This is a genomic window from Streptomyces sp. SCSIO ZS0520, from assembly GCF_025643355.1.
GTDB classification, from domain to species: Bacteria; Actinomycetota; Actinomycetes; order Streptomycetales; family Streptomycetaceae; genus Streptomyces; species Streptomyces physcomitrii.
The window spans coordinates 1,392,816-1,413,485 of record NZ_CP092644.1; the positions used below are offsets into that span (position 1 = coordinate 1,392,816).

The window sequence follows — 20,670 nt, forward strand, 5'->3', positions numbered from 1 at the left end:
CTACGCCCCGGCCTCGGCAGCCTCCGTGTTCTCCATGAACGCGACGAGGCTCCGGGGGCGCATGTCGGTCCAGTTCTTCTCGATGAACTCCAGGCACGCGTCCCGGCTCTCCTCGCGGAGGGCGGTCTCCCAGCCCGCCGGAACCTCGGCGAACGTCGGCCACAGGGAGTGCTGGCCCTCGGAGTTCACGAGGACGTGGTAGGTGCCGTCCGGGTCCTCGAACGGGTTCGTCATGAGGTTTCTCCTTCGCGGTTCTCAGGTGCTTCGACTGCCTCGGCGGTCCGGGCCGCCTCGGTTGCTTCGGTTGTTGTCGCCATTGCTTCAGTTGTCGCCGTCGCTTCGGTTGTCGCCGTCGCTCCGGTCGCTCCGGTCAGGGCGTTGAGCTGCTCGTCGATGATCGCGCCGATGCGGGAGAGTGCGTCCGGCGCGGCCATGAACCTGTGCTCGCAGGCGATTTCGTGCACATGGATCCCGCCCTTCACATAGGGGTCCCACTCCTGCGGCGCGTGTTCCGCCGCCTCGGCGCCCTCGGTGGAGGCGAAGAACAGCACCTCGCCGTGGAAGGTGTCCGGCACATAGGCGTTGCGGATCCTGGAGTTGTTGACGAGCACGTCCCGGAGCGCGGTGATCTGCTCCTCCCCGAGACTGGCGAGCGCGCTGCCCTCCTCCCGGAACACCTCCATCACGGCGTCGAGCCGCAGCGGTCCCCCGCCGAGTCGGCCGCGGTCCACGCCGATGAACTCCAGCAGACCGGCGAGCACTTCCTGCTGATCGGGCAGGTACTCCTCCTGTTCCTCGCCGCCGGGGTAGGCGTCCAGTATCGCCAGGAAGTCGACGTCCAGCCCCTGGTCCTGGGCCAGGGTGGCGATCGCGTGCGCGATATTCCCGCCGACCGACCAGCCCAGCAGGCGGTAGGGACCGTCCGGTTGGACCGTCCGCATGTGCTGGAGGTAGTCCCGCGCCATCTCCTCCACGGAGGCGGGGAGCGGCTGCGGTCGGGCGATCCCCCGGGCCTGGAGTCCGAACACCGGTTGTCCGGGGTCGAGTTGGCGGATCAGCCCGGAGTAGCACCAGCTCAGTCCGCCGCCGGGATGTACGCAGAACAGGGCGGGGCGGTCCCCCTTCTCCCGCAGCGGGAGCAGGACCTCCCAGGCGGTGCGGGCGGGGTCGGGGCCATCGAGGCGTTGGGCGAGTCCGGCGGGGGTCGATGCCTCGAAGAGGGCGCGGATCTCCAACTCGACTCCCAGAACGGAACGTACGCGGCTCACCAACCGCGTCGCCAGCAGCGAATGCCCACCCAACTCGAAGAAGCCGTCGTCCACCCCCACCCGGGCAACCCCCAGCACCTCGGCGAAGACCTCACACAACACCTCCTCCCGCCACGACCGCGGACCACGCGAATCCGCCGAACCCGCCACCACCGCAACCGGCAACGCCCCCCGATCCACCTTCCCGTTCCGCGTCAACGGCACCTCGTCCAACACCATCACCACCGACGGCACCATGAACCCCGGCAACCGCCCCCTCAACCACCCACGCACCTCAGAAGCCACCAACACCCCACCAGGCACCGGCACCACATACCCCACCAGACCACCGCCCGGCACACCCCCCTGCACCACCACAGCCCGCCCCACCAACGGATGCGAACCCAACACCACCTCCACCTCACCCAACTCCACCCGGAAACCACGCACCTTCACCTGGTCATCCGCACGCCCCACAAACTCCAGAGCACCGTCAGCACCCCACCGGACCAAATCCCCGGTGCGATACATCCGCGCACCCACCCCACCGAACGGATCCGCAACGAACCGACCCGCCGACAGACCAGCACGCCCCCCATACCCCCGCGCCAACCCCACACCCGACACATACAACTCACCCACCACACCCGGAGCCACCACCCCCAACCACTCATCCAGCACATACACCCGGGAGTCAGGATTCGGGCGGCCGATCGGTACGGAGCCCTGTGCCGCCTCGGGCGCCGAGACGGGATGGCTGGTGGCCGCCACGGTGATCTCGGTGGGGCCGTAGAGGTTGACCAGCCGGGTCGAGGGGCAGCTGCGCAGGAGCCGTTCGACCGCATGGGGAGGGATCGCCTCGCCGCCGGTGAGGACCTGGCCCACCCCGGCCAGTGACTCCGGAGCCTCCTCCGCCACGAGCGCGAGCAGTCCGCTGCTGAGGTACAGGCAGGTGACCCCCTGGTCCGCGACGACCTGCCGCAGGGCCTCCACATCCGTCTCGCCCGGCGGCTGGACCACGATCGCCCCGCCGGTGAGCAGCGGCACCCACAGTTCGAGGGTCGAGGCGTCGAAGGCCGGGGGCGAGTGGAGGAGCATGCGTGCCCCGGCTCCGGTGTGCCAGGTCGCGTTCAGTGCGAGGCTCGCGACGCCCCGCTGGGTCACGCCCACACCCTTGGGCTCACCGGTGGAGCCCGAGGTGTACATGGTGTAGGCCAGGTTCTCGGGGTGCCCGTGCACCTCGGGGTCGTGCTCCGGTCCCCCGGTGGCGAAGGCCTCGTCGAAGGGCAGGACGGGTACGGCGGTGCGGTGCCCGCCGGTGGCCTGCTGATCCGTGAGGAGCAGACGGGCTCCCGCGTCGGCCATCATGTGCTCCCGGCGCTCCGCGGGGAACCGCTCCTCCAGCGGGAGGTACGAACCGCCCGCCTTGAGGACCGCGAGTACGCAGACGACGCTCTCCAGCGAACGTTCGAGCAACAGTGCCACGACGTCCCCGGGCCGGACCCCCCGGGACCGCAGCCGGTGTGCCAGCCGGTTCGCGCGGGTGTCCAACTCCGCGTAGCTGAGCTGCCGGTCGCCGTCGACCACGGCGAGGGCGCCGGGGGTGCGGGCGGCCTGGGCGCGGTACAGCTCGGGCAGGGGCGCCTCGGGCGGCGCGCTCACCGGGCCCTCGCGCCCGGCGGTGAGTCGGCGGCGTACGAGCGGATCGAGCAGGTCGGTCCGGCTGAGCCGCGTCTCGGGGGCATCGGCGACGGCCGTCAGCACACGGACGAGCCCGGCGCCCAGACTCTCGGCCAGGGCGGCGCTGAACAGACCGGCGCGGTACTCGATCGCCCCGGCGATCACCGTGCCCCGCTCCCCCGCGGGCGCGGGCCTGCGGTACGCGTGGAAGACCAGGTCGAACTTGGCCGGTCCGGCCGGGACCTGCTGGGGCGCCACCGTCAGTCCGCTGAGCTCCAGATCCGTACCGGGGTCGTTCTGGAAGGCCAGCATCACGCGGAAGAGCGGCTGCCGCGAGGAGGACCTGGCGGGCCGCAGCTCCTCCACCAGGCGCTCGAACGGAAGGTCCTGGTGGGCGTGTGCGGCGAGGTTCGTCTCGTGCACCCGGCCGAGCAGCTCACCGAAGGTCGGATCCCCCGAGGTGTCGCAGCGCAGTACGAGCGTGTTGACGAAGAAGCCGACCACCTCGTCGAGCGCGTCGTCGACGCGTCCGGCCACCGGGGTGCCGATGGGGATGTCCGTCCCCGAGCCCATCCGGGTCAGCAGCACCGCGATGGCCGCCTGGAGCACCATGAAGAGGGTCACGTCGTGGGCGGCGGCCAGCGCCTCCAGGCGGCGGAGCAGCTCGGCGTCGATGCCGAACTCCTCGGCCGCGTCCCGCGAGGACGCCTCGGCGCCCCGGGGCCGGTCCGCCGGCAGCGGGATCTCCTCCGGGAGGCCGTCCAAGGCCTCGGTCCAGTAGGCGAGTTGCCGCGCCAGGGGGCTCGTGGGGTCCTCGGCCTCGCTTCCGCTCCCGAGTAGTTCGCGCTGCCAGAGCGCGTAGTCCGCGTACTGCACCGGCAGCTCCGGCCAACCCGGCGCGCGCCCTTCGCGCCGCGCGGCGTACGCGCTGCTCAGGTCGCGGGTGAGCGGGCCCAGGGACCAGCCGTCACCGGCGATGTGGTGCAGCACCACGAGGAGCACGTGCTCGTCCGCGGCCTGCCGGAAGACATGGACGCGTACCGGTGCCTCGGTGGCCAGGTCGAACCGCCGTCCGGCCGCGGCGGCGAGCGCGGACTCCATCGCCTCCGCCTCGACGTCGGCGGTCTCCAACTCCATCCGCAGGTCCGCCGGATCGATGATCCGCTGCTGGGGTACGCCGTCGGTGGCCACGATGAGGGTCCGCAGGACCTCGTGGCGGGCCGTCACATCGGCGAGGGCGGCCCTGAGCGCCGCCAGGTCCAGGGCCCCGTGCAGGCGTACCGCCCAGGGCGAGTTGTAGACCGCCTCGGTGTCGGCCAACTGGTCCAGGAACCACAGCCGTTGCTGCGCGTACGAGAGCGGCAGCGGCTCGGGGCGCTCCCGTGCGCTCAGGGCGGCGCGGGCGGGTCCGGCGCCTTCCAGACGTTCGGCGAGTCCGGCGGGGGTGGAGGCCTCGAAGAGGGCGCGGATCTCCAACTCGACGCCGAGGACGGAACGTACGCGGCTCACCAACCGGGTCGCCAGCAGCGAATGCCCGCCCAGCTCGAAGAAGCCGTCGTTCACCCCCACCCGGGCAACCCCCAGCACCTCGGCAAAGACCTCGCACAACACCTCCTCCCGCCACGACCGCGGACCACGCGAATCCCCCGAACCCGCCACCACCGCAACCGGCAACGCCCCCCGATCCACCTTCCCGTTCCGCGTCAACGGCACCTCGTCCAACACCATCACCACCGACGGCACCATGAACCCCGGCAACCGCCCCCTCAACCACCCACGCACCTCAGAAGCCACCAACACCCCACCAGGCACCGGCACCACATACCCCACCAGACCACCGCCCGGCACACCCCCCTGCACCACCACAGCCCGCCCCACCAACGGATGCGAACCCAACACCACCTCCACCTCACCCAACTCCACCCGGAAACCACGCACCTTCACCTGGTCATCCGCACGCCCCACAAACTCCAGAGCACCGTCAGCACCCCACCGGACCAAATCCCCGGTGCGATACATCCGCGCACCCACCCCACCGAACGGGTCCGCCACAAACCGACCCGCCGACAGACCAGCACGCCCCGCATACCCCCGCGCCAACCCCGCACCCGACACATACAACTCACCCACCACACCCGGAGCCACCACCCCCAACCACTCGTCCAGCACATACACCCGGGTGTTCCAGACCGGTCGCCCGATGGGCACGACGGCCGTGGTCCCGGGCCCTCGGGGCTCCTCGGGCGAGCGCGGGGTGAACTCCCAGAGGGTGACGTCGACGGTGGTCTCGGTCGGGCCGTAGGAGTTGAACATCCGCCGACCGGCGGACCACTGCGCGACCAGTTCCGGGGGGCATGCCTCACCGGCGACGACCAGGGTCGCCTCCGCCGGGAGGCTGTTCTGCGGCAGCGTCGCGAGCGCGCCCGGCGGCAGCGTCAGATGGGTCAGCCGCCGCGCGCGGGCGAAGTCGGCCAGCTCCCGCCCGGTGGGCCGGGGTTCGGGTGCGAGGACCAGGGTCGCCCCGGAGAGCAGGCCCATGCACATCTCCCACATCGCGGTGTCGAAGCTCGGCGAGGCGAACTGCAGCACCCGGCTGCCCGGACCCACGCCCAGGTCGGCCATGTGCGCTCCGGCCAGAGCGGCGATACCGGCGTGGGTCACGGTGACGCCCTTGGGCCGGCCGGTGGAGCCCGAGGTGTAGATCACGTACGCGGCGTGGGACACGTCCAGCGGGCGGCGCGGGGCACAGGTGTCCCCTGCGGCGGGCCGGGCATGCCGGTCCGGCGCGTCCACCAGGATGCGGGCGGTGCCCGGCGGCAGTTCCGGCAGCTCCGAGGCGGTCGGCTCCGAGGTGGTCAGTACGCAGACGGGTGCGCTGTCGGCGAGCATGAAGGCGATCCGCGCGGCCGGGTACTCCAGGTCCACCGGGACGTAGACGGCACCGGCCTTGAACACCGCGAGCATGGCCACGACGAGGTCCGCGGAACGGGGCAGGGCCACCACGACCTTCCGCTCCGGTCCGGCGCCGTGGGCGAGGAGCACCCGGGCGAGCCGTTCGGCACGGGCGTCGAGCTCCTCGTAGGTGAGTTGGTCCGTGCCGTGCTCCACGGCGACGCCGCCGCCGAGCCGGGCCCGCGCGAAGAGGTCGGGCCACGGCAGGGCGGGGACGTCGCGGCGGGTCTCGTTGCGCCGGTTCAGGAGTTCGTGGCGCTCTCCCGGGAGCAGGACGTCGACGGCGCTCAGCCGGAGTCCGGGGTCCTCGGCGACCGCGGCGAGGACCTGGACGAACCGTGCGCCGAGCGCCTCGGCGGTCTCCGCCCGGAAGAGGTCGCTCGCGTACTCGACCGCCCCGGTCATCCCCGCGAAGCCGTCCGGGCCGCTGTGCTCGGTGAGGCTGAAGGTGAGGTCGAACTTGGCCGCGCCCAGCCGGACTTCCTCCGGCCGCACCCGCGTCCCGGCGAGGCTCGGGTGGGCGGCGGGGGTGTTCTGGAGCACCAGCATGACCTGGAACAGCGGGTGGTGGTCGAGGGAGCGCTCCGGGTTGAGCTCCTCGACCAGGCGCTCGAAGGGGAGGTCCTGGTGGGTGTAGGCGGCGAGGTCCGTCTCCCGGACGCGCTGGAGCAGGGTACGGAAGCTCGGGTCCTTGGAGGTGTCGGTGCGCAGCACCAGGGTGTTCACGAAGAAGCCGACCAGGTCCTGGAGGGCGTCGTCGGGGCGGCCCGCGATCGGCGTACCGAGGGGGATGTCGGTCCCGGCGCCGAGCCGGGTCAGCAGGGTGGCGAGCGCGGCCTGCGCCACCATGAACAGGGTGGCGTTCTCCCGTTCGGCCAGCGCGTGCAGCTTCCGCTGGAGGCCGGCGTCGAGGCGGAAGGTGGCCATCCCGCCCCGGTAGGTGGCCTCGGCGGGTCGCGGGTGGTCGGCGGGCAGGGCCAGGAGTTCCGGGATGTCCGCCAACTGCTGCCGCCAGTAGGCGAGTTGCTGTGCGTACAGGCCCTGCGGTGATTCCTCCGCGCCCAGCAGCTCGCGCTGCCACAGGGTGTAGTCCGCGTACTGCACGGGCAGTTCGGACCAGGCCGGTGCGCCTGATGCGCGCCGTGCCGCGTAGGCCTCGCTCAGATCCCGCAGCAGGGGCGCCATGGACCAGCCGTCACCGGCGATGTGATGGACGAGGACCAGCAGGACGTGCTCCTGCTCACCGGCGCTGAACAGCTCGGCGCGCAGCGGGATCTGCGACTCCAGGTCGAAGGTGCCGCGGACGGCGTGGGCCGGCCCGTCCGCTCGGTAGGTGTGCCGGGCGAGGAGCGGGCCCACCTCCTCGGGTGCGAGCACCCGCTGGTGCGGCGTCCCGTTCGTCTCCGGGAAGACGGTGCGCAGGCTCTCGTGGCGCGCCACCACGTCGTGCAGGGCCGCCTCCAGGGCGGCGGTGTCGACGTGGCCGTGCAGCCGCAGGGTGACCGGCAGGTTGTAGGTGGGCGAGGGGCCCTTCAGGCGGTGCAGGAACCACAGCCTCGCCTGCGCGTACGACAGCGGCACCGCCGCCGGGCGGGTACGCCGGGCGAGAGCCGGGCGGGTGGCCTGCGCCTCGCCGATCCTGCGCGCCAGCGACTCCACCGTCGGCGCCTCGAACACGGCGCGCACGCCGAGGTCCACGCCGAGGACCTTCCTGGTGCGGGCCACCAGCCGGGTGGCCGACAGGGAGTGGCCGCCGAGGGCGAAGAAGTTCTGGTCGACGCCGACCTCGGGGAGACCGAGGACCGCGGCGAAGATCTCGCAGAGGGCGGCCTCGGCCGGGGTGCCCGGCCGCCGCGGGAGTCCGGCGGCGGCGTCCGGGACGGGCAGCGCCCGGCGGTCCAGCTTTCCGTTCGGCGTCAGCGGCAGCCGCTCCAGTGCCATCACGGCGGCGGGCACCAGGTAGTCCGGGAGCCGCTCGGCGAGGAAGCCCCGCAGCGCACCGTCCGCGACCCGGGCCCCCGGCGCGAGGACCGCGTAGCCGAGGAGTCGCCGGTCGCCGGGCAGATCGTCGCGGGCGACCACCGCGGCCTGGGCCACCGCGGGGTGCCCGGCGAGTACGGCCCGCACCTCACCGGGTTCGACCCGGAAGCCGCGGATCTTGACCTGGTCGTCGCCGCGCCCCAGGAACTCCAGCTCACCGGAGCGGTTCCGGCGCACCAGGTCGCCGGTGCGGTACATCCGGGTGCCCGGTGCGGCGAAGGGGTCCGCCACGAACCGCGAGGCCGTCAGCCCCGCCCGGCCCGCGTATCCCCGGGCGACGCAGTCACCGGAGACGTACAGCTCCCCGGGCACCCCCGGCGGGACCGGCCGGAGGGACGCGTCGAGCACATAGGCCGCCGTCCCGGAGACCGGGGTGCCGATGGTCGCGGAGTCCGCGGGCCAGTCCGCGACCTCCGGGGGCAGCGCGCAGGCGGTCACCACATGGGTCTCGGTCGGGCCGTAGTTGTTCCGCAGCCGGGCCGCGGGGTGGCGGCGGAAGAAGTCGCGGATCCCCCGCCCGAGAGTCAGCGCCTCACCGGCCTGGATCACCTCCCGCAGGTCGGGCAGACCGGCGTCCGGGCTCTCGTCCACCGCCTCGCACAGCGCCTCGATCACCGTGTGCGGCGCGAACAGCTCGCTCACGCGCTGCTCGCGGAGCCATGCCGAGAAGGCCTCCGGATCGCGGCGGACCTCCTCGGGCGGGATGACCAGGGTCTTCCCGGCCAGCAGCGCGGAGAGGATCTCCTGCACCGACACGTCGAAGCTCAGCGCGGTGAACTGGGCGGTGCGCGCACCGGTCCCGCCGCCCACCGTGCGCGCGTGCCACCGCAGCAGGTTGGTGAGCGCCCGCAGGGGCATCACGACCGCCTTCGGCGTCCCCGTGGAGCCGGAGGTGTACATCACGTACGCGGCGCGCGCGGCGGGGAGCCGGGCGAGGTCGGGCAGCGGGTACGCGTCGTGGCCGCCCGGGCCCCCGGTGAGCCGCAGGCGGTCGAGTTCCAGTACCCGCGGCGTCGTGGCGCCGGGCCCGGTCCACCGGTCCCGGAGCCCGCTGGTCGTCACGAGCAGCGCGGGCGCGGCGTCCTGGAGCATGAACCTCGCGCGCTCCGGCGGGAGTTCGGGGTCGATCGGCAGATACGCGCCGCCGGTCTTCAGCACGGCGAGGACCGCGACCACCGCGTCCACCGAGCGCGGCAGGGCCAGCGCGACCACGCGTTCCGGACCCGCTCCCCGCTCCAGGAGCGCCCGGGCCAGGCGGTCGGACCTCCGGTCCAGCTCCGCGTACGAGAGGTGGTGCTCGCCGAGGACCACGGCCGTGGCCCCGGGGTCGCCCGCGGCCCGCCGGACGAACGACGCGGCGGGACCTGCGGTGTCCACCGGTTCGTCCGCCTCGCCGTCCGCGTTCCGGGACGCCAGCAGCCGGTCCTGTTCGGCGGCGTCGAGCAGCTCGATCGAGTCCACCGGGACGGTGGGGTCCTCGGCCACCGCCTCGAGGACCCGCTGCCAGCGCGCGACCAGCGACAGCACCGTCTCCGCGTCGAAGACGTCGGTACGGAACTCCACGACGCCCTGAAGCCCCTCGCCCTCCCGGGAGCCCCGGGCCCGGTGCGGCTCCACGATGCTGAAGAGCAGGTCCATCCGCGCGCTGCCGGTGAACACGGGCAGCAACTCCGCCCGGGTGCCCGGCAGTTCGAGCTCCTCCGCACCGGCCGCGTTCTGCCAGGCGAGCATCACCTGGAACACCGGGTGATGGGTCAGGGACCGGTTGGGGTTGAGGCTCTCCACCAGGTACTCGAAGGGGACGTCCTGGTGGGCGTAGGCGTCCAGGCTGCGTTCGCGCACCCGCTCCAGGAGCTGCCGGAAGGTGGGGTTGCGGGAGGTGTCCGTCCTCAGCACCAGCGTGTTGACGAAGAACCCCACCAGATCGTCGAGCGCCTCGTCGGTGCGGCCCGCGATGGGGGACCCCACCGCGATGTCGTCACCGGCGCCCATCCGCGAGAGCAGCACGGCGAGCGCGGTGTCGACCACCATGAACAGGCTGGTGCCGCAGCGGCGGGCCACCTGCTCCAGCCGGTCGAGCAGGTGCGGGGGCCAGGCGAAGGACAGGGTCTGCCCCTCGTACGCGGCGGTGTGCGGGTAGGGGCGGTCGACGGGCAGTGCCGTACGGTCCGGCAGGCCCTCCAGGGTGCGGCGCCAGTAGTCGATCTGGGCGGCGGCCTCGCTCCCGGACTCCTCGCGGTCGCCGAGCAGTTCGCGCTGCCACAGGGTGTAGTCCGCGTACTGCACGGCCAACGGCGACCAGTCCGGCGCCCGTCCCTCGCGCCGGGCCGTGTAGGCGCGGATCACGTCGCGCCACAGCGGGCGGAAGGACCATCCGTCACCGGCGATGTGGTGCAGCAGCACCAGCAGCGCGTGCTCGTCCGGGCCGATCCGGAAGAGGGTGACGCGGATCGGCAGGTCGGCGGTGAGGTCGAAGCAGTGGCGTACCGCGGCGGCCAGCCGGTCGTCGAGCGCGCCCGCCTCGACGTCCTCGACGCTCAGCAGGGACTCGGCGCGGATCCCGGCCGCGTCGAGGACCCATTGGTAGGGCACGCCGTCGCGTTCCTCGAAGACGGTGCGCAGGCTCTCGTGCCGCAGGAGCACGTCCGCCAGTGCCGCCCGGAAGGCGTCGGCGTCCAACTCCCCTGAGAGCCTGAGGGCGAAGGGGATGTTGTACACCGGACTCGGTCCGTCCAGCTTGTGCAGGAACCACAGCCGCCGCTGGGCGAAGGAGACCGGCATCGGCTCCGGACGCGGCGCGGGCAGCAGCGCGGCCCGGACCGCGCCCGTGCCGGACAGGCGGCGGCTCAGCCGTGCGGGCGTGGGAGCGTCGAAGACGGCGCGTACCGGCGTCTCGACCCGCAGCACGCCCCGGATGCGGCTGGCGAGCCGGGTGGCCAGCAGCGAGTGGCCGCCGCGCTCGAAGAAGTCCTCGTCCACCCCGAACTCCGGGAGGCCGAGCACATCGGCGAACAGCCCGCAGAGGATCTCCTCCCGGGGTCCGCGCGGGGCCCGGCCGCCGCCGGTGCCCGGCCGGTCCGGGTCGGGCAGGAGAGCACGGTCGATCTTCCCGTTCGGTGTCAGCGGCAGCGCGGGCAGCTCCAGCACGGCGCCGGGGACCATATGGGCGGGCAGCCGCGCCTCCAGGTGGGCGCGCAGCGCCGGTACGTCGATCCCGGTGTCCGCCGGTACCGCGTAGGCGACCAACCGGCGCTCGCCGCGCGCATCCTGATGGACCGTCACCACGGCCTGGGCCACCCGCGGGTGTTCCCTGAGCGCCGCCTCGATCTCACCGGGTTCGATACGGAAGCCCCGCACCTTCACCTGGCCGTCCGCGCGGCCGACGAAGCGCACCTCGCCCTCGGGCGTCCAGCCGGCCAGGTCGCCGGTCCGGTACATACGGGTGCCCGGCTCGCCGAACGGGTCCGCCACGAACCTCTCGGCGGACAGCCCGGGCCTGCCGAGGTAGCCGCGCGCGACACCGGTCCCGGCGAGGTACAGCTCGCCGACCACCCCGGGCGCCACCGGAACCAGCGCCGGACCGAGCACATACGCCCGGGTGCCGCTCATCGCGCGGCCGATCGGTATCGGGGCCGAAGCGGACCGGGCCGGGTCCACGGTGTGCGTCAGCGCGTAGGTGGTCGCCTCGGTGGGCCCGTAGACGTCGACGACGGTCGTCCCCGGGCAGGCCGCCGTCACCCGGGCCACGGCACCCGGCGACACCGCCTCGCCGCCCACGCAGATCTCGCCGATCCCTGCCAGCGCCTCCGGCTCCTCGGCCAGCAGCTGGAAGAGGGCCGCCGTCAGGAACATGCCGGTGATCCGGTGCCGCGCGGTGAGCGCGCGCAGCAGGTCGGCGTCCAGGTAGCCGGGGGGTGCCACGACGATCCGGCCGCCGGAGAGCAGCGGAACCCACAGTTCGTAGGTGGAGGCGTCGAAGGCGTAGGGCGAGTGCAGCAGCACGCTCTCGGCGTGCCCCTCGCGCCAGCGCGGGTCCAGGGCCATGTCGGCGACGTTCCGGTGGGTGACCGCCACGCCCTTGGGGACCCCGGTCGACCCGGAGGTGAACATCACATAGGCGAGCCGCTCCGGGTGGCGGAGCGCGCGGACCTCCTCCGGCAGCGGACCGGGCGGCGCCCCCGCCGCCTCGCCGTCCACCAGCAGCACCGGCAGCCCCCGCAGCTCCGTCGAGGCGTACACCTCGGTGCTGCTGAGCAGAACCCGCGCGCCGGTCTCGGAGAGCATCCACTCCATCCGCCGTACGGGATGCCGGGGATCCAGCGGCACATAGGCGCAGCCCGCCTTCAGCACGGCGAGGACCGCCACCACGGTCTCCACCGAGCGTTCCAGCAGCAGCGCCACCCGCTCGCCCGGGCGCGCGCCCTGGTCGAGCAGCGCGCGGGCGAGCCGGTCGGCGCGGTCGTCCAGCTCCGCGTACGACAGGGTCCGCTCCCCGTGGACCACGGCGACGGCGTCGGGCTCGGCCGCCGCGCGCGCCTCGAAGAGTCCGGGCAGCGTCGGCCGCTCGCCCGACTCCGCCGGGCCGCCCGTTCCGTGCCGCCGCGTCAGGAGCCGCTCCTGCTCGGACCGCAGGTCGACCCGGCCCACCTTCTGCCCGGGGTCGGCCGCCACCTGTTCCAGGAGCCGGACCAGCATGCCGCCGACGCCCTCGACGGTCCCCCGGTCCAGCAGGTCCGGGCGGAAACCGAGCCGGAGGTGCAGGGACTCACCCGGCATGGCGATGAGGCTCAGCGCGTAGTGGGTACCGGCGCGGGCCTGCGGCACCGTCACGCGCAACCCCCCGGCCTCGTCGAGCATGGAGTCGTCGACCGGGTAGTTCTGCAGGACCATGCCGGTGTCGAACAGCTCGCCGTGGCCGGTGGCCCGCTGGATGTCGGCCAGGCCCACGTGCTGGTGGGCCAGCAGCCGCGTCTGCTCCTCCTGGAGCCGCGCGCAGAGGTCGCCCAGCGACTCCTCGTAGCGCAGCCGTACGCGGACGGGGAGGGTGTTGATGAACAGGCCGATCATCGTCTCGATGCCGGGCACCTCGGGCGGGCGGCCGGCGACCGTGCCGCCGAACACCACGTCGCTGCTGCCGGTCAGCTGCCCGAGCAGCACTCCCCAGGCGCCCTGGACGACGGTGTTCAGCGTCAGCCCCCGGCTCCGCGCCATCCGCCGCAGGCCCTCGGTGGCCTCCGGCGACAGGTCGACGCCCAGCTCCTCGGGGGTCCGCGGCTCGCCGCCGCGCTCCGCCGCCAGCCGCACCGGTCCCGGCAGGCCGTCGAGCGCGGCCCCCCAGGCCGTCAGCGCCGCCTCGGAGTCCTGCCGCGTCAGCCAGGCGAGGAAGTCGCGGTAGGGGGTGACCGGCGGCAGCCCCCCGGCGTCGCCCCGCCGCGCGTAGAGCGTGAAGAGCTCCCGTACGAGGACGGGCACCGACCAGCCGTCGAGCAGGATGTGATGGTGTGTCAGCACCAGCTGGTGCCGGTCCTCGGCCAGCCGGATCAGGGTGAAGCGCAGCAGCGGCGGGCGGGCCGGCTCGAAGCGGTGGCGGTAGTCCGCGTCGAGGATCCCGGCCACCTCCTCCTGCTGCTCGGCGGCTGCCAGCCCGCTCAGGTCCACCTCCCGCCAGGGGAGCTCGACCCGGTAGGGGATCACCTGGACCGGCCTGCTCAGACCGTGGGAGCGGAACCCGGCACGCAGGGTGCCGTGCCGGGCGAGAAGCCCCTCGGCGGCTGCGCGCAGCGCCTCCGGGTCCAGCCGCCCGGCGAGGTCGAAGGTGAACTGCGAGAGGTAGAGGTCCGGGGCCTGCTCGTCGTAGAGCGCGTGGAAGAGGAAGCCCTCCTGAAGCGGCGCCAGCGGCAGGATGTCCTGCAGTCCCTTGCGTGTCACGATTCCGTCCCCCACTCCGTCTCCAGCATGTCGATCTCCTCCTGGCTGAGTGAGAGCAGGGGGAGGTCCGAGGGCGTGCGGCTGCCCGCCCCGGGGTCGGCGGCCTCGGCGACCAGACGGCCCAGCCGCTCGAACCAGCGGTCGGCCAGGTTCCGTACGCCCGCCTCGGGCCACAGCTCGGCCGGCCAGGTCCAACGGGCCGTCAGCACCGAGCCGCCGTCCCGCTCGTGCGCGTACGCGTTGACCTCCAGGGCGTGGGCGGCCGGGAGGTCCGCGGCCGGGCTCCCGGCTCCGCGGTCGGCCACCATCGTCCAGTCGCCGCCGTCCGAGACCGGCAGCCTGCCGAGGTAGTTGAACCCCAGCTGAGGGCGGGGCAGCCGGGCCAGGCCGGGGCCCGTCTCGGGGTTCAGATGGCGCAGCAGTCCGAAGCCGAGGCCGTTGTCGGGCAGCGCGCGCAGCTGCTCCTTGACCCGGTTGACGGCCTCGCCCGAGGTCAGTCCGCGCGCTCCCGGATCGAGCCGGACGGGGAAGATGCTCGTGAACCAGCCGACCGTGCGCGACAGGTCGCTCTCCTCGTCGAGCTCCTCGCGGCCGTGCCCTTCGAGGTCCAGGACCACGCCGGTGTCGGCGAGGCCCCGGCTTTCGGCGACCGCCTGCGCGAAGGCGGTCAGCAGGACCTCGTTGATCCGGGCGTGGAAGACACCGGGCACGCTCGTCAGGAGCGGCGCGGCGACCTCGGTGGGCAGGTCGAGGCTGAGGCTCCGGAGCCGGCTGCCGGTGTCCCGGGCCGGATCCAGCGGGCGGTCGGTGAGCAGCGGGTCCGGTGCCTCCAACGCCCCCCGCCAGAGCGGGAGTTCGGCGACCCGGTCCGAGTGGACCGCCTCCTCGGCGAGCCGCCGGGCCCACTGGCGCAGCGAGGTGCCCACGGGCGCGAGCGAGGGCGCTTCACCGGCGGCCGTCGCCGCCCACGCCTTCGCCAGATCCGGCAGCAGGATCTGCCAGGAGACCGCGTCGACGGCGAGGTGGTGGACGACCAGGAGCAGCAGGCCGGAGCGGAGCGGCCCGGCGTCGAACCATACGGCCCGGACCAACTGCCCTTCCTCGGGCGCGAGTTGCTGCCGCGCCCGCACCACGTGCTCGTCGGCCGCCGCGCGGACCGCGCTCTCCGCCCAGCCGCCGGTGTCGATCCGCTGGACGCAGGCCCGCGCCGGTATCGAGCCCGGCGGCCCCACCTCCAGGGACCAGGGGTCGCGGCCCAGCCGCATGCGCAGCGCGTCGTGGCGGTCCAGCAGGGCTTGCAGGGCGGCGAGGAGACCCGCCTCGTCGCCTCCGCCCGGCACCCGTACCAGGACGTTCTGCTCGAACTCGTCGACCGGGCCGCCGCGTTCGCGCAGCCAGTGCGCGACCGGCAGCAGCTCTACGGTGCCGATCCCGGCCCCGGTGGCCTCAGCGGTCCGCTCCGTCCGGCTCCGGGCGACGGCCGCCAGGGCGGCGACCGTCTTGTGCTGGAAGATGTCCCGCGGGGTGATCGTGAGCCCCGCGTCGCGTGCGCGGCTGACCAGTTGGATGGAGACGATGCTGTCGCCGCCGAGGTCGAAGAAGCTGTCCTGCACCCCGACCGCGGGCAGGCCGAGCACTCGGGCGAAGAGCTCGCACAGCTTCTCCTCCTCCGGGGTTCCCGCGCCCTGGTCCCCCGCCGCCGCCCGGGGTGTCGGGGTCGCGGGCAGGGCCGCGCGGTCGATCTTGCCGTTCCGGGTCAGCGGCAGCCGGTCCAGGACCACGACGGTCGCGGGGACCATGTAGTCGGGCAGCACCGAGGGTGCCCGGTCCAGCACGGCCCGGACCAGCGCCTCGCGCTCCGCGAGCCGGGCGGGGTTGTTCGTACGGGGGCGGGCGGAGGCCCGGCTGCCCTCACCCGGCGGGTAGGCGACGACGGGGGCATCGGGGCTCTCCTCGGCGTCCAGGAAGAGGAAGTCCAGCTCCCCGTGGTCGCCGTCGGGCGACCAGCTCGCGACCACCTGGTGGCCGAGCCGGGCGCCCAGCTCCCAGAACGCCTCGGGGTCGGGGGCCGCCGCCGGGTCGGGGCCGCCCGGCGCGACCACGGCCGCGGCCCCCGCCTCGGCCGCGAGCCGCGCGTTGGGCACCCGGGTCACCCGCAGTCCGCCCGCCTGCCCGCTCAGGCGGTCCGAGAGCGCCGCGAGGCCGGCGACCTCGCGGCCCCACCGGACCGACGCCAGGGAGTCGGCCGGGCGGAGGCCGCCGACCGGTGCCCGGTGGAGGGTTACGTCGTAGCGGTAGCGGGTCAGCTCGTTGTGGTGGTGCCCGCGCTTGATCCGTACGTCGGCGCAGCCGACCGGTGCCTCGTCGGCGAACTCACAGAAGAAGGACGGGTCCACCAAGAGCTCGTTCTCCACCGCGACCGCCTGCCGGACCGCCGCGCGCAGCTCCTCGGTGTCCACCGGTCCGCCGCGGCGGGCCAGTTCGACGGCCCCGGCGAAGGTCTCCTGGAGCCGCAGATTGCGGACGTCGCCCACGAAGACCGCCCCGCCGGGGGCGAGCAGCCGGACGCTCTCGCGCAGCACCCGGGTCAGGTAGTCGGCGCCCGGGAAGTACTGGATCACCGAGTTGATCACCACGGTGTCGAAGAACCCGGTCGGCAGACCGGTGAAGACATCCGCGGGCTGGGCGCGCAGCGTGACGCGGTCCCGCAGCCCCGGGTCCCCGGCGATCGCACGCCGCAGGGTCCCGATCACCGTCTCCGAGAGGTCGGTGCCCCAGTACGCCTCGCAGTCGGGCGCGAGCCGCGCGAGCAGCAGCCCGGTGCCGACGCCGATCTCCAGTACCCGGCGGGGCCGCAGCTCCCTGATGCGGTCGAGCGTGGCGGACTGCCACTCCCGCATCTGGCCGGGCTCGATCGGGTTCCCGTCGTAACTGCTGTTCCAGCCGCGGAAGTCGGCGCCGGGGGTCAGCTCCGCCACCTGGCCGTAGAGCTGCTCGTAGATCTCGTGCCACTGCCCGACCCGCTCCTCGGCCTCGGGACCGGCTCCCGGTGAGCCGTCGCCGGAGGCGGGCACGACATAGGCGGCCAGGTGCTTGTTCCCCGGTCCGTCCTGCCGGACCAGGGCGGCGGCCTGCCCGACACCGGGGGTGCCGGACAGCGCGCGCTCGACCTCGCCCAGTTCGATCCGGAAGCCCCGCAGCTTCACCTGGTCGTCGGCGCGGCCGCGGAACTCCAGCTCGTCCCGGGCGTTCCACCGCGCCAGGTCCCCGGTGCGGTACATCCGCCCGGCCGGTCCGCCGAAGGGGTCCGCCACGAACCGCTCGGCGCTCGCTCCCGGGCGGCCCAGGTAGCCGCGTGCCACCCCGGTGCCCGCGAGGTACAACTCGCCCACCACACCGGGCGGGACCAGCCGCAGCCGCTCGTCCAGGACGTAGGCCCGCATGCTGTCCATGGGCCGCCCGATGGGGACGGTGTGCTCGGCGTCCTCCGGCCGGAGGAGATGCCGGGTGGCGAAGGTGGTGGCCTCGGTCGGTCCGTAGCCGTCGACCACGGTGAGCCCGGGGCAGCGCGCCCGCACCCGCCGGACCGCGCCCGGGGAGACGGCGTCGCCGCCGGTCCAGACCTGCCGGAGGCCGTCGAGGCACTCCGGGCTCTCCTCGGCGATCAGGGCGAACATCCCCGCGGTGAGCCACAGCGCGGTGACCCGGCCCTCGGTGATCGTCCGCCGCAGCACCGCGAGGTCCGGTTCGCCCGGGGGCAGCAGCACCGCGGTGCCCCCGTTCAGGAGCGGTGCCCACAGCTCGTACGTCGAGGCGTCGAAGGCGTGCGGCGAGTGCATCAGGACCCGCTCGTGGTCGCCGCCCTGCCAGCAGGTGTCCCCGGCGAGGGCGAGCACATCGCGCTGGGTGACCGCCACTCCCCGGGGGACCCCGGTCGAACCCGAGGTGTACATCACGCAGGCGAGCCGGGCGCCGTGGCCGCGCACCTCCGGTGCGGTGGCCGGGTAGCCGGACAGGGGCAGTTCCCCGAGCGGCACGACGCGGGCCGGGTGCTCCCGCCGCCGGTGGCGTTCCGGGTCGTCGGTGAGCAGCAGCGCGGCGCCGACCTGCTCGACGATCCGGTCCGTACGGACGCGCGGGCTGCGGGTGTCGAGGGGGACGTAGCACCCTCCCGCCTTGAGCACGGCGAGGATCGCGACGACCACCTCCGCCGTCCGCTCCATGGCGAGGGCGACCGGGTCCTCCGGGGTGACGCCCGCCTCGATCAGCCAGTGCGCGAGCCGGTTGGCGCGCGCGTCCAGCTCTGCGTACGTCGTCGGGACCGCGCCGGTGAGGAGTGCGGGGGCATCGGGCGTACGGGCGGCCTGGGCCTCGAACTGCTCCGCCAGGGTGCCGTCGGGCACGGCGCAGGTGCCGCCGGTCCCCGCGGCGAGCAGCCGTCGGCGCTCCTCCTCGGTGACGAGGTCGACGGAGCCGAGCGAACGGCCGGGGTCCTCGGTGACCGCGTCGAGGAAGCGCAGGTAGCGGTGGACGAGCGCGCGTACCGTCTCGGCCCGGAACAGGTCGGTCCGGTACTCGACGGTGCCGTCGAGCCCGCCCGGCTCACCGGAACCGTCCGGCCGCTCCGCCAGGCTGAGGAACAGGTCGAACTTCGCGGCCGCGAGACCGACCGGCTCGGGAGCCGCCTCCAGCGAGGGCAGGCGCAGCTGTGCCGCGGGGGCGTTCTGCAGGGCGAGGATCACCTGGAACAGCGAGTGCTGGGCGAGGGAGCGCTCGGGGTTGAGCATCTCGACCACCTGCTCGAAGGGCAGGTCCTGGTGGGCGTAGGCGGCGAGGTCCACCGCGCGCACGCGCTCCAGGAGTTCGGCGAAGCTCGGGTCGCCGGAGGTGTCCGTCCGCAGCACCAGGGTGTTCACGAAGAAGCCCACCAGCTCGTCGAGCGCCTCGTCGGTGCGCCCGGCGACCGGCGAACCGATCGGGATGTCGGTACCGGACCCGGTCCGCGTCAGCAGGGCCGCGAGTCCGGCCTGGAGCACCATGAAGAGGGTGACGTGGTGGCGCGCGGCGACTGCCCGGAGCCGCTCGTGCAGCTCCGGTCCGACGGTGAAGGAGACGGTGTCGCCGCGGTGTCCGGCCTCGGCGGGCCGGGGGAAGTCGGCGGGCAGCGCCAGCCGTTCGGGCAGCCCCGCGAGGTGGGCGCGCCAGTACGCGGCCTGCCGGCCGATCAGGCTGTCCTCGTCCTGCTCGCTGCCGAAGACCTCCCGCTGCCACCTGGTGTAGTCGGCGTACTGCACCGGCAGGGGCGCCCACCCGGGTTCCCGCCCCGCGCACCGGGCTTCGTAGGCGGTCGCCAGATCCCGGGCCAGGGGCGCCAGCGACCAGCCGTCCGCGGCGATGTGGTGCAGCACCACCACGAGGACGTGCTCCCGCGCGGACAGCCGGAACAGGGCGGCGCGCAGCGGGGGTTGGGCGGCGAGGTCGAATCCGCGCCGCGCCACCTCGGCCGTGCGCTCGCCCAGCTCCGCCTCGGTGACGTCCGCGGTCTCCAGGCGCGGGTACGCCTCCTCGGTGTCCAGGACGAGCTGCCGTCCGCGCCCGCCCTCCGCGGGGAAGACGGTACGCAGGCTCTCGTGCCGGGCCGTGACGTCCCGCAGCGCCGCGCTCAGCGCCGCCTCGTCGAGCGGCCCGGTCAGCCGCAGGCCCAGCGGGATGTGGTAGGCGGCGGTGGGGCCCTCCAACTGGTGGATGAACCACAGCCGTTGCTGGGCGAAGGAGAGCGGGACGGCCTCGGGGCGCGGCCCCGGCCGCAGCCCGGGCCGGGCCCGGCCCGCCGTGTCCAGGTGGGGGATCAGCCGGGAGACCGAGGGGGCGTCGAAGAGGCGGTGGATCGGCAGTTCCACGCCGAGGACCGACCGGATGCGGCTGACGAGCCGGGTGGCCAGCAGCGAATGGCCGCCGTGGGCGAAGAAGTCGTCCTCGGGACCGACCGAGGCCACGCCCAGGATCTCGGCGAACAGCCCGCTCAGGATCTCCTCGGTCGCGGTGTGCTGCCGCCCCCGCGGGCCCACGGCGACCGGTTCGGCGTCCGGTGCCGGCAGCGCCTCGCGGTCCAGCTTGCCGTTGGCCGTCAGGGGGAAGGCGTCCACGGCCACGAAGGCCGAGGGCACCATGAACTCGGGCAGCCGCTCCGCGAGGTGGCGGCGCAGTCCGCGGGTGTCCCGCCCGCCGTCGGCGAGGACCACATGGGCGATCAGCCGCCGGTCCCCCGCGCCGTGCTCCCGCACCGTGGCCACCGCCTGCTCGACGCCCGGGGCGGCACCGAGCGCGGCCTCGATCTCGCCGAGTTCGATCCGGAAGCCGCGCAGCTTCACCTGGGTGTCGGCGCGTCCGAGGAACTCCAGCTCCCCCGCGCCGTTCCGGCGCACCACATCGCCGGTGCGGTACATCCGGGAACCCGGCGGGCCGAACGGGTCGGCCACGAAGCGCTCCGCCGTCAGCGCGGCGCGGGCGGCGTAGCCGCGGGCGAGTCCGCCGCCGGAGACGTACAGCTCACCGGCGACACCGGGCGGGACCTGCCCCAGGGAGCCGTCCAGGACGTAGGTGTCCAGATCGGCCAGGGGCACACCGATGCGGCTGGGGCCCGCCACCGCCTTCGCGGCGTCGAGGGGCCAGTGCGTGACATGCACCGTGGTCTCGGTGATGCCGTACATGTTGACCAGGGCGGGACCGCCGTCGCCGTGCCGCTCGTACCACTCGGCCAGCCGTGCGGGTTCCAGTGCCTCGCCGCCGAAGACGACGGCGCGCAGGGCGAGTTCGCGCTCCA

At 73.9% G+C, this 20,670-nt stretch carries 3 protein-coding genes (1 of these 3 cut by a window edge); all 3 read right to left on the minus strand.

What is annotated here, in order from left to right:
- Tightly spaced (each overlapping or abutting the next), the 3 genes in view from MID12_RS04660 to MID12_RS04670 form a layout consistent with a single transcriptional unit that may run on beyond the window.
- Nucleotides 1–234, minus strand: coding sequence for an MbtH family protein (locus tag MID12_RS04660; RefSeq protein ID WP_263165047.1), 234 nt, complete (start codon nt 232–234; stop codon nt 1–3).
- On the minus strand, nt 231–13,847 hold the full coding sequence (locus tag MID12_RS04665; RefSeq protein ID WP_263165048.1) for a non-ribosomal peptide synthetase: 13,617 nt from the start codon (nt 13,845–13,847) through the stop codon (nt 231–233). The genes MID12_RS04660 and MID12_RS04665 overlap by 4 nt, the downstream gene beginning before the upstream one ends.
- Nucleotides 13,844–20,670 carry the 3' portion of a non-ribosomal peptide synthetase gene (locus tag MID12_RS04670; RefSeq protein WP_263165049.1) on the minus strand. The gene runs 6,649 nt beyond the window's last position, so 6,827 of the gene's 13,476 nt are visible here — the last part of the coding sequence; its start codon lies off the right edge, out of view — the gene reads right to left on this strand; its stop codon occupies nt 13,844–13,846. The genes MID12_RS04665 and MID12_RS04670 overlap by 4 nt, the downstream gene beginning before the upstream one ends.

Excerpts from the sequence above, each read along its gene's own strand:
- MID12_RS04660 (WP_263165047.1), bottom strand. The coding sequence starts at position 234 with ATGACGAACCCGTTCGAGGACCCGGACGGCACCTACCACGTCCTCGTG.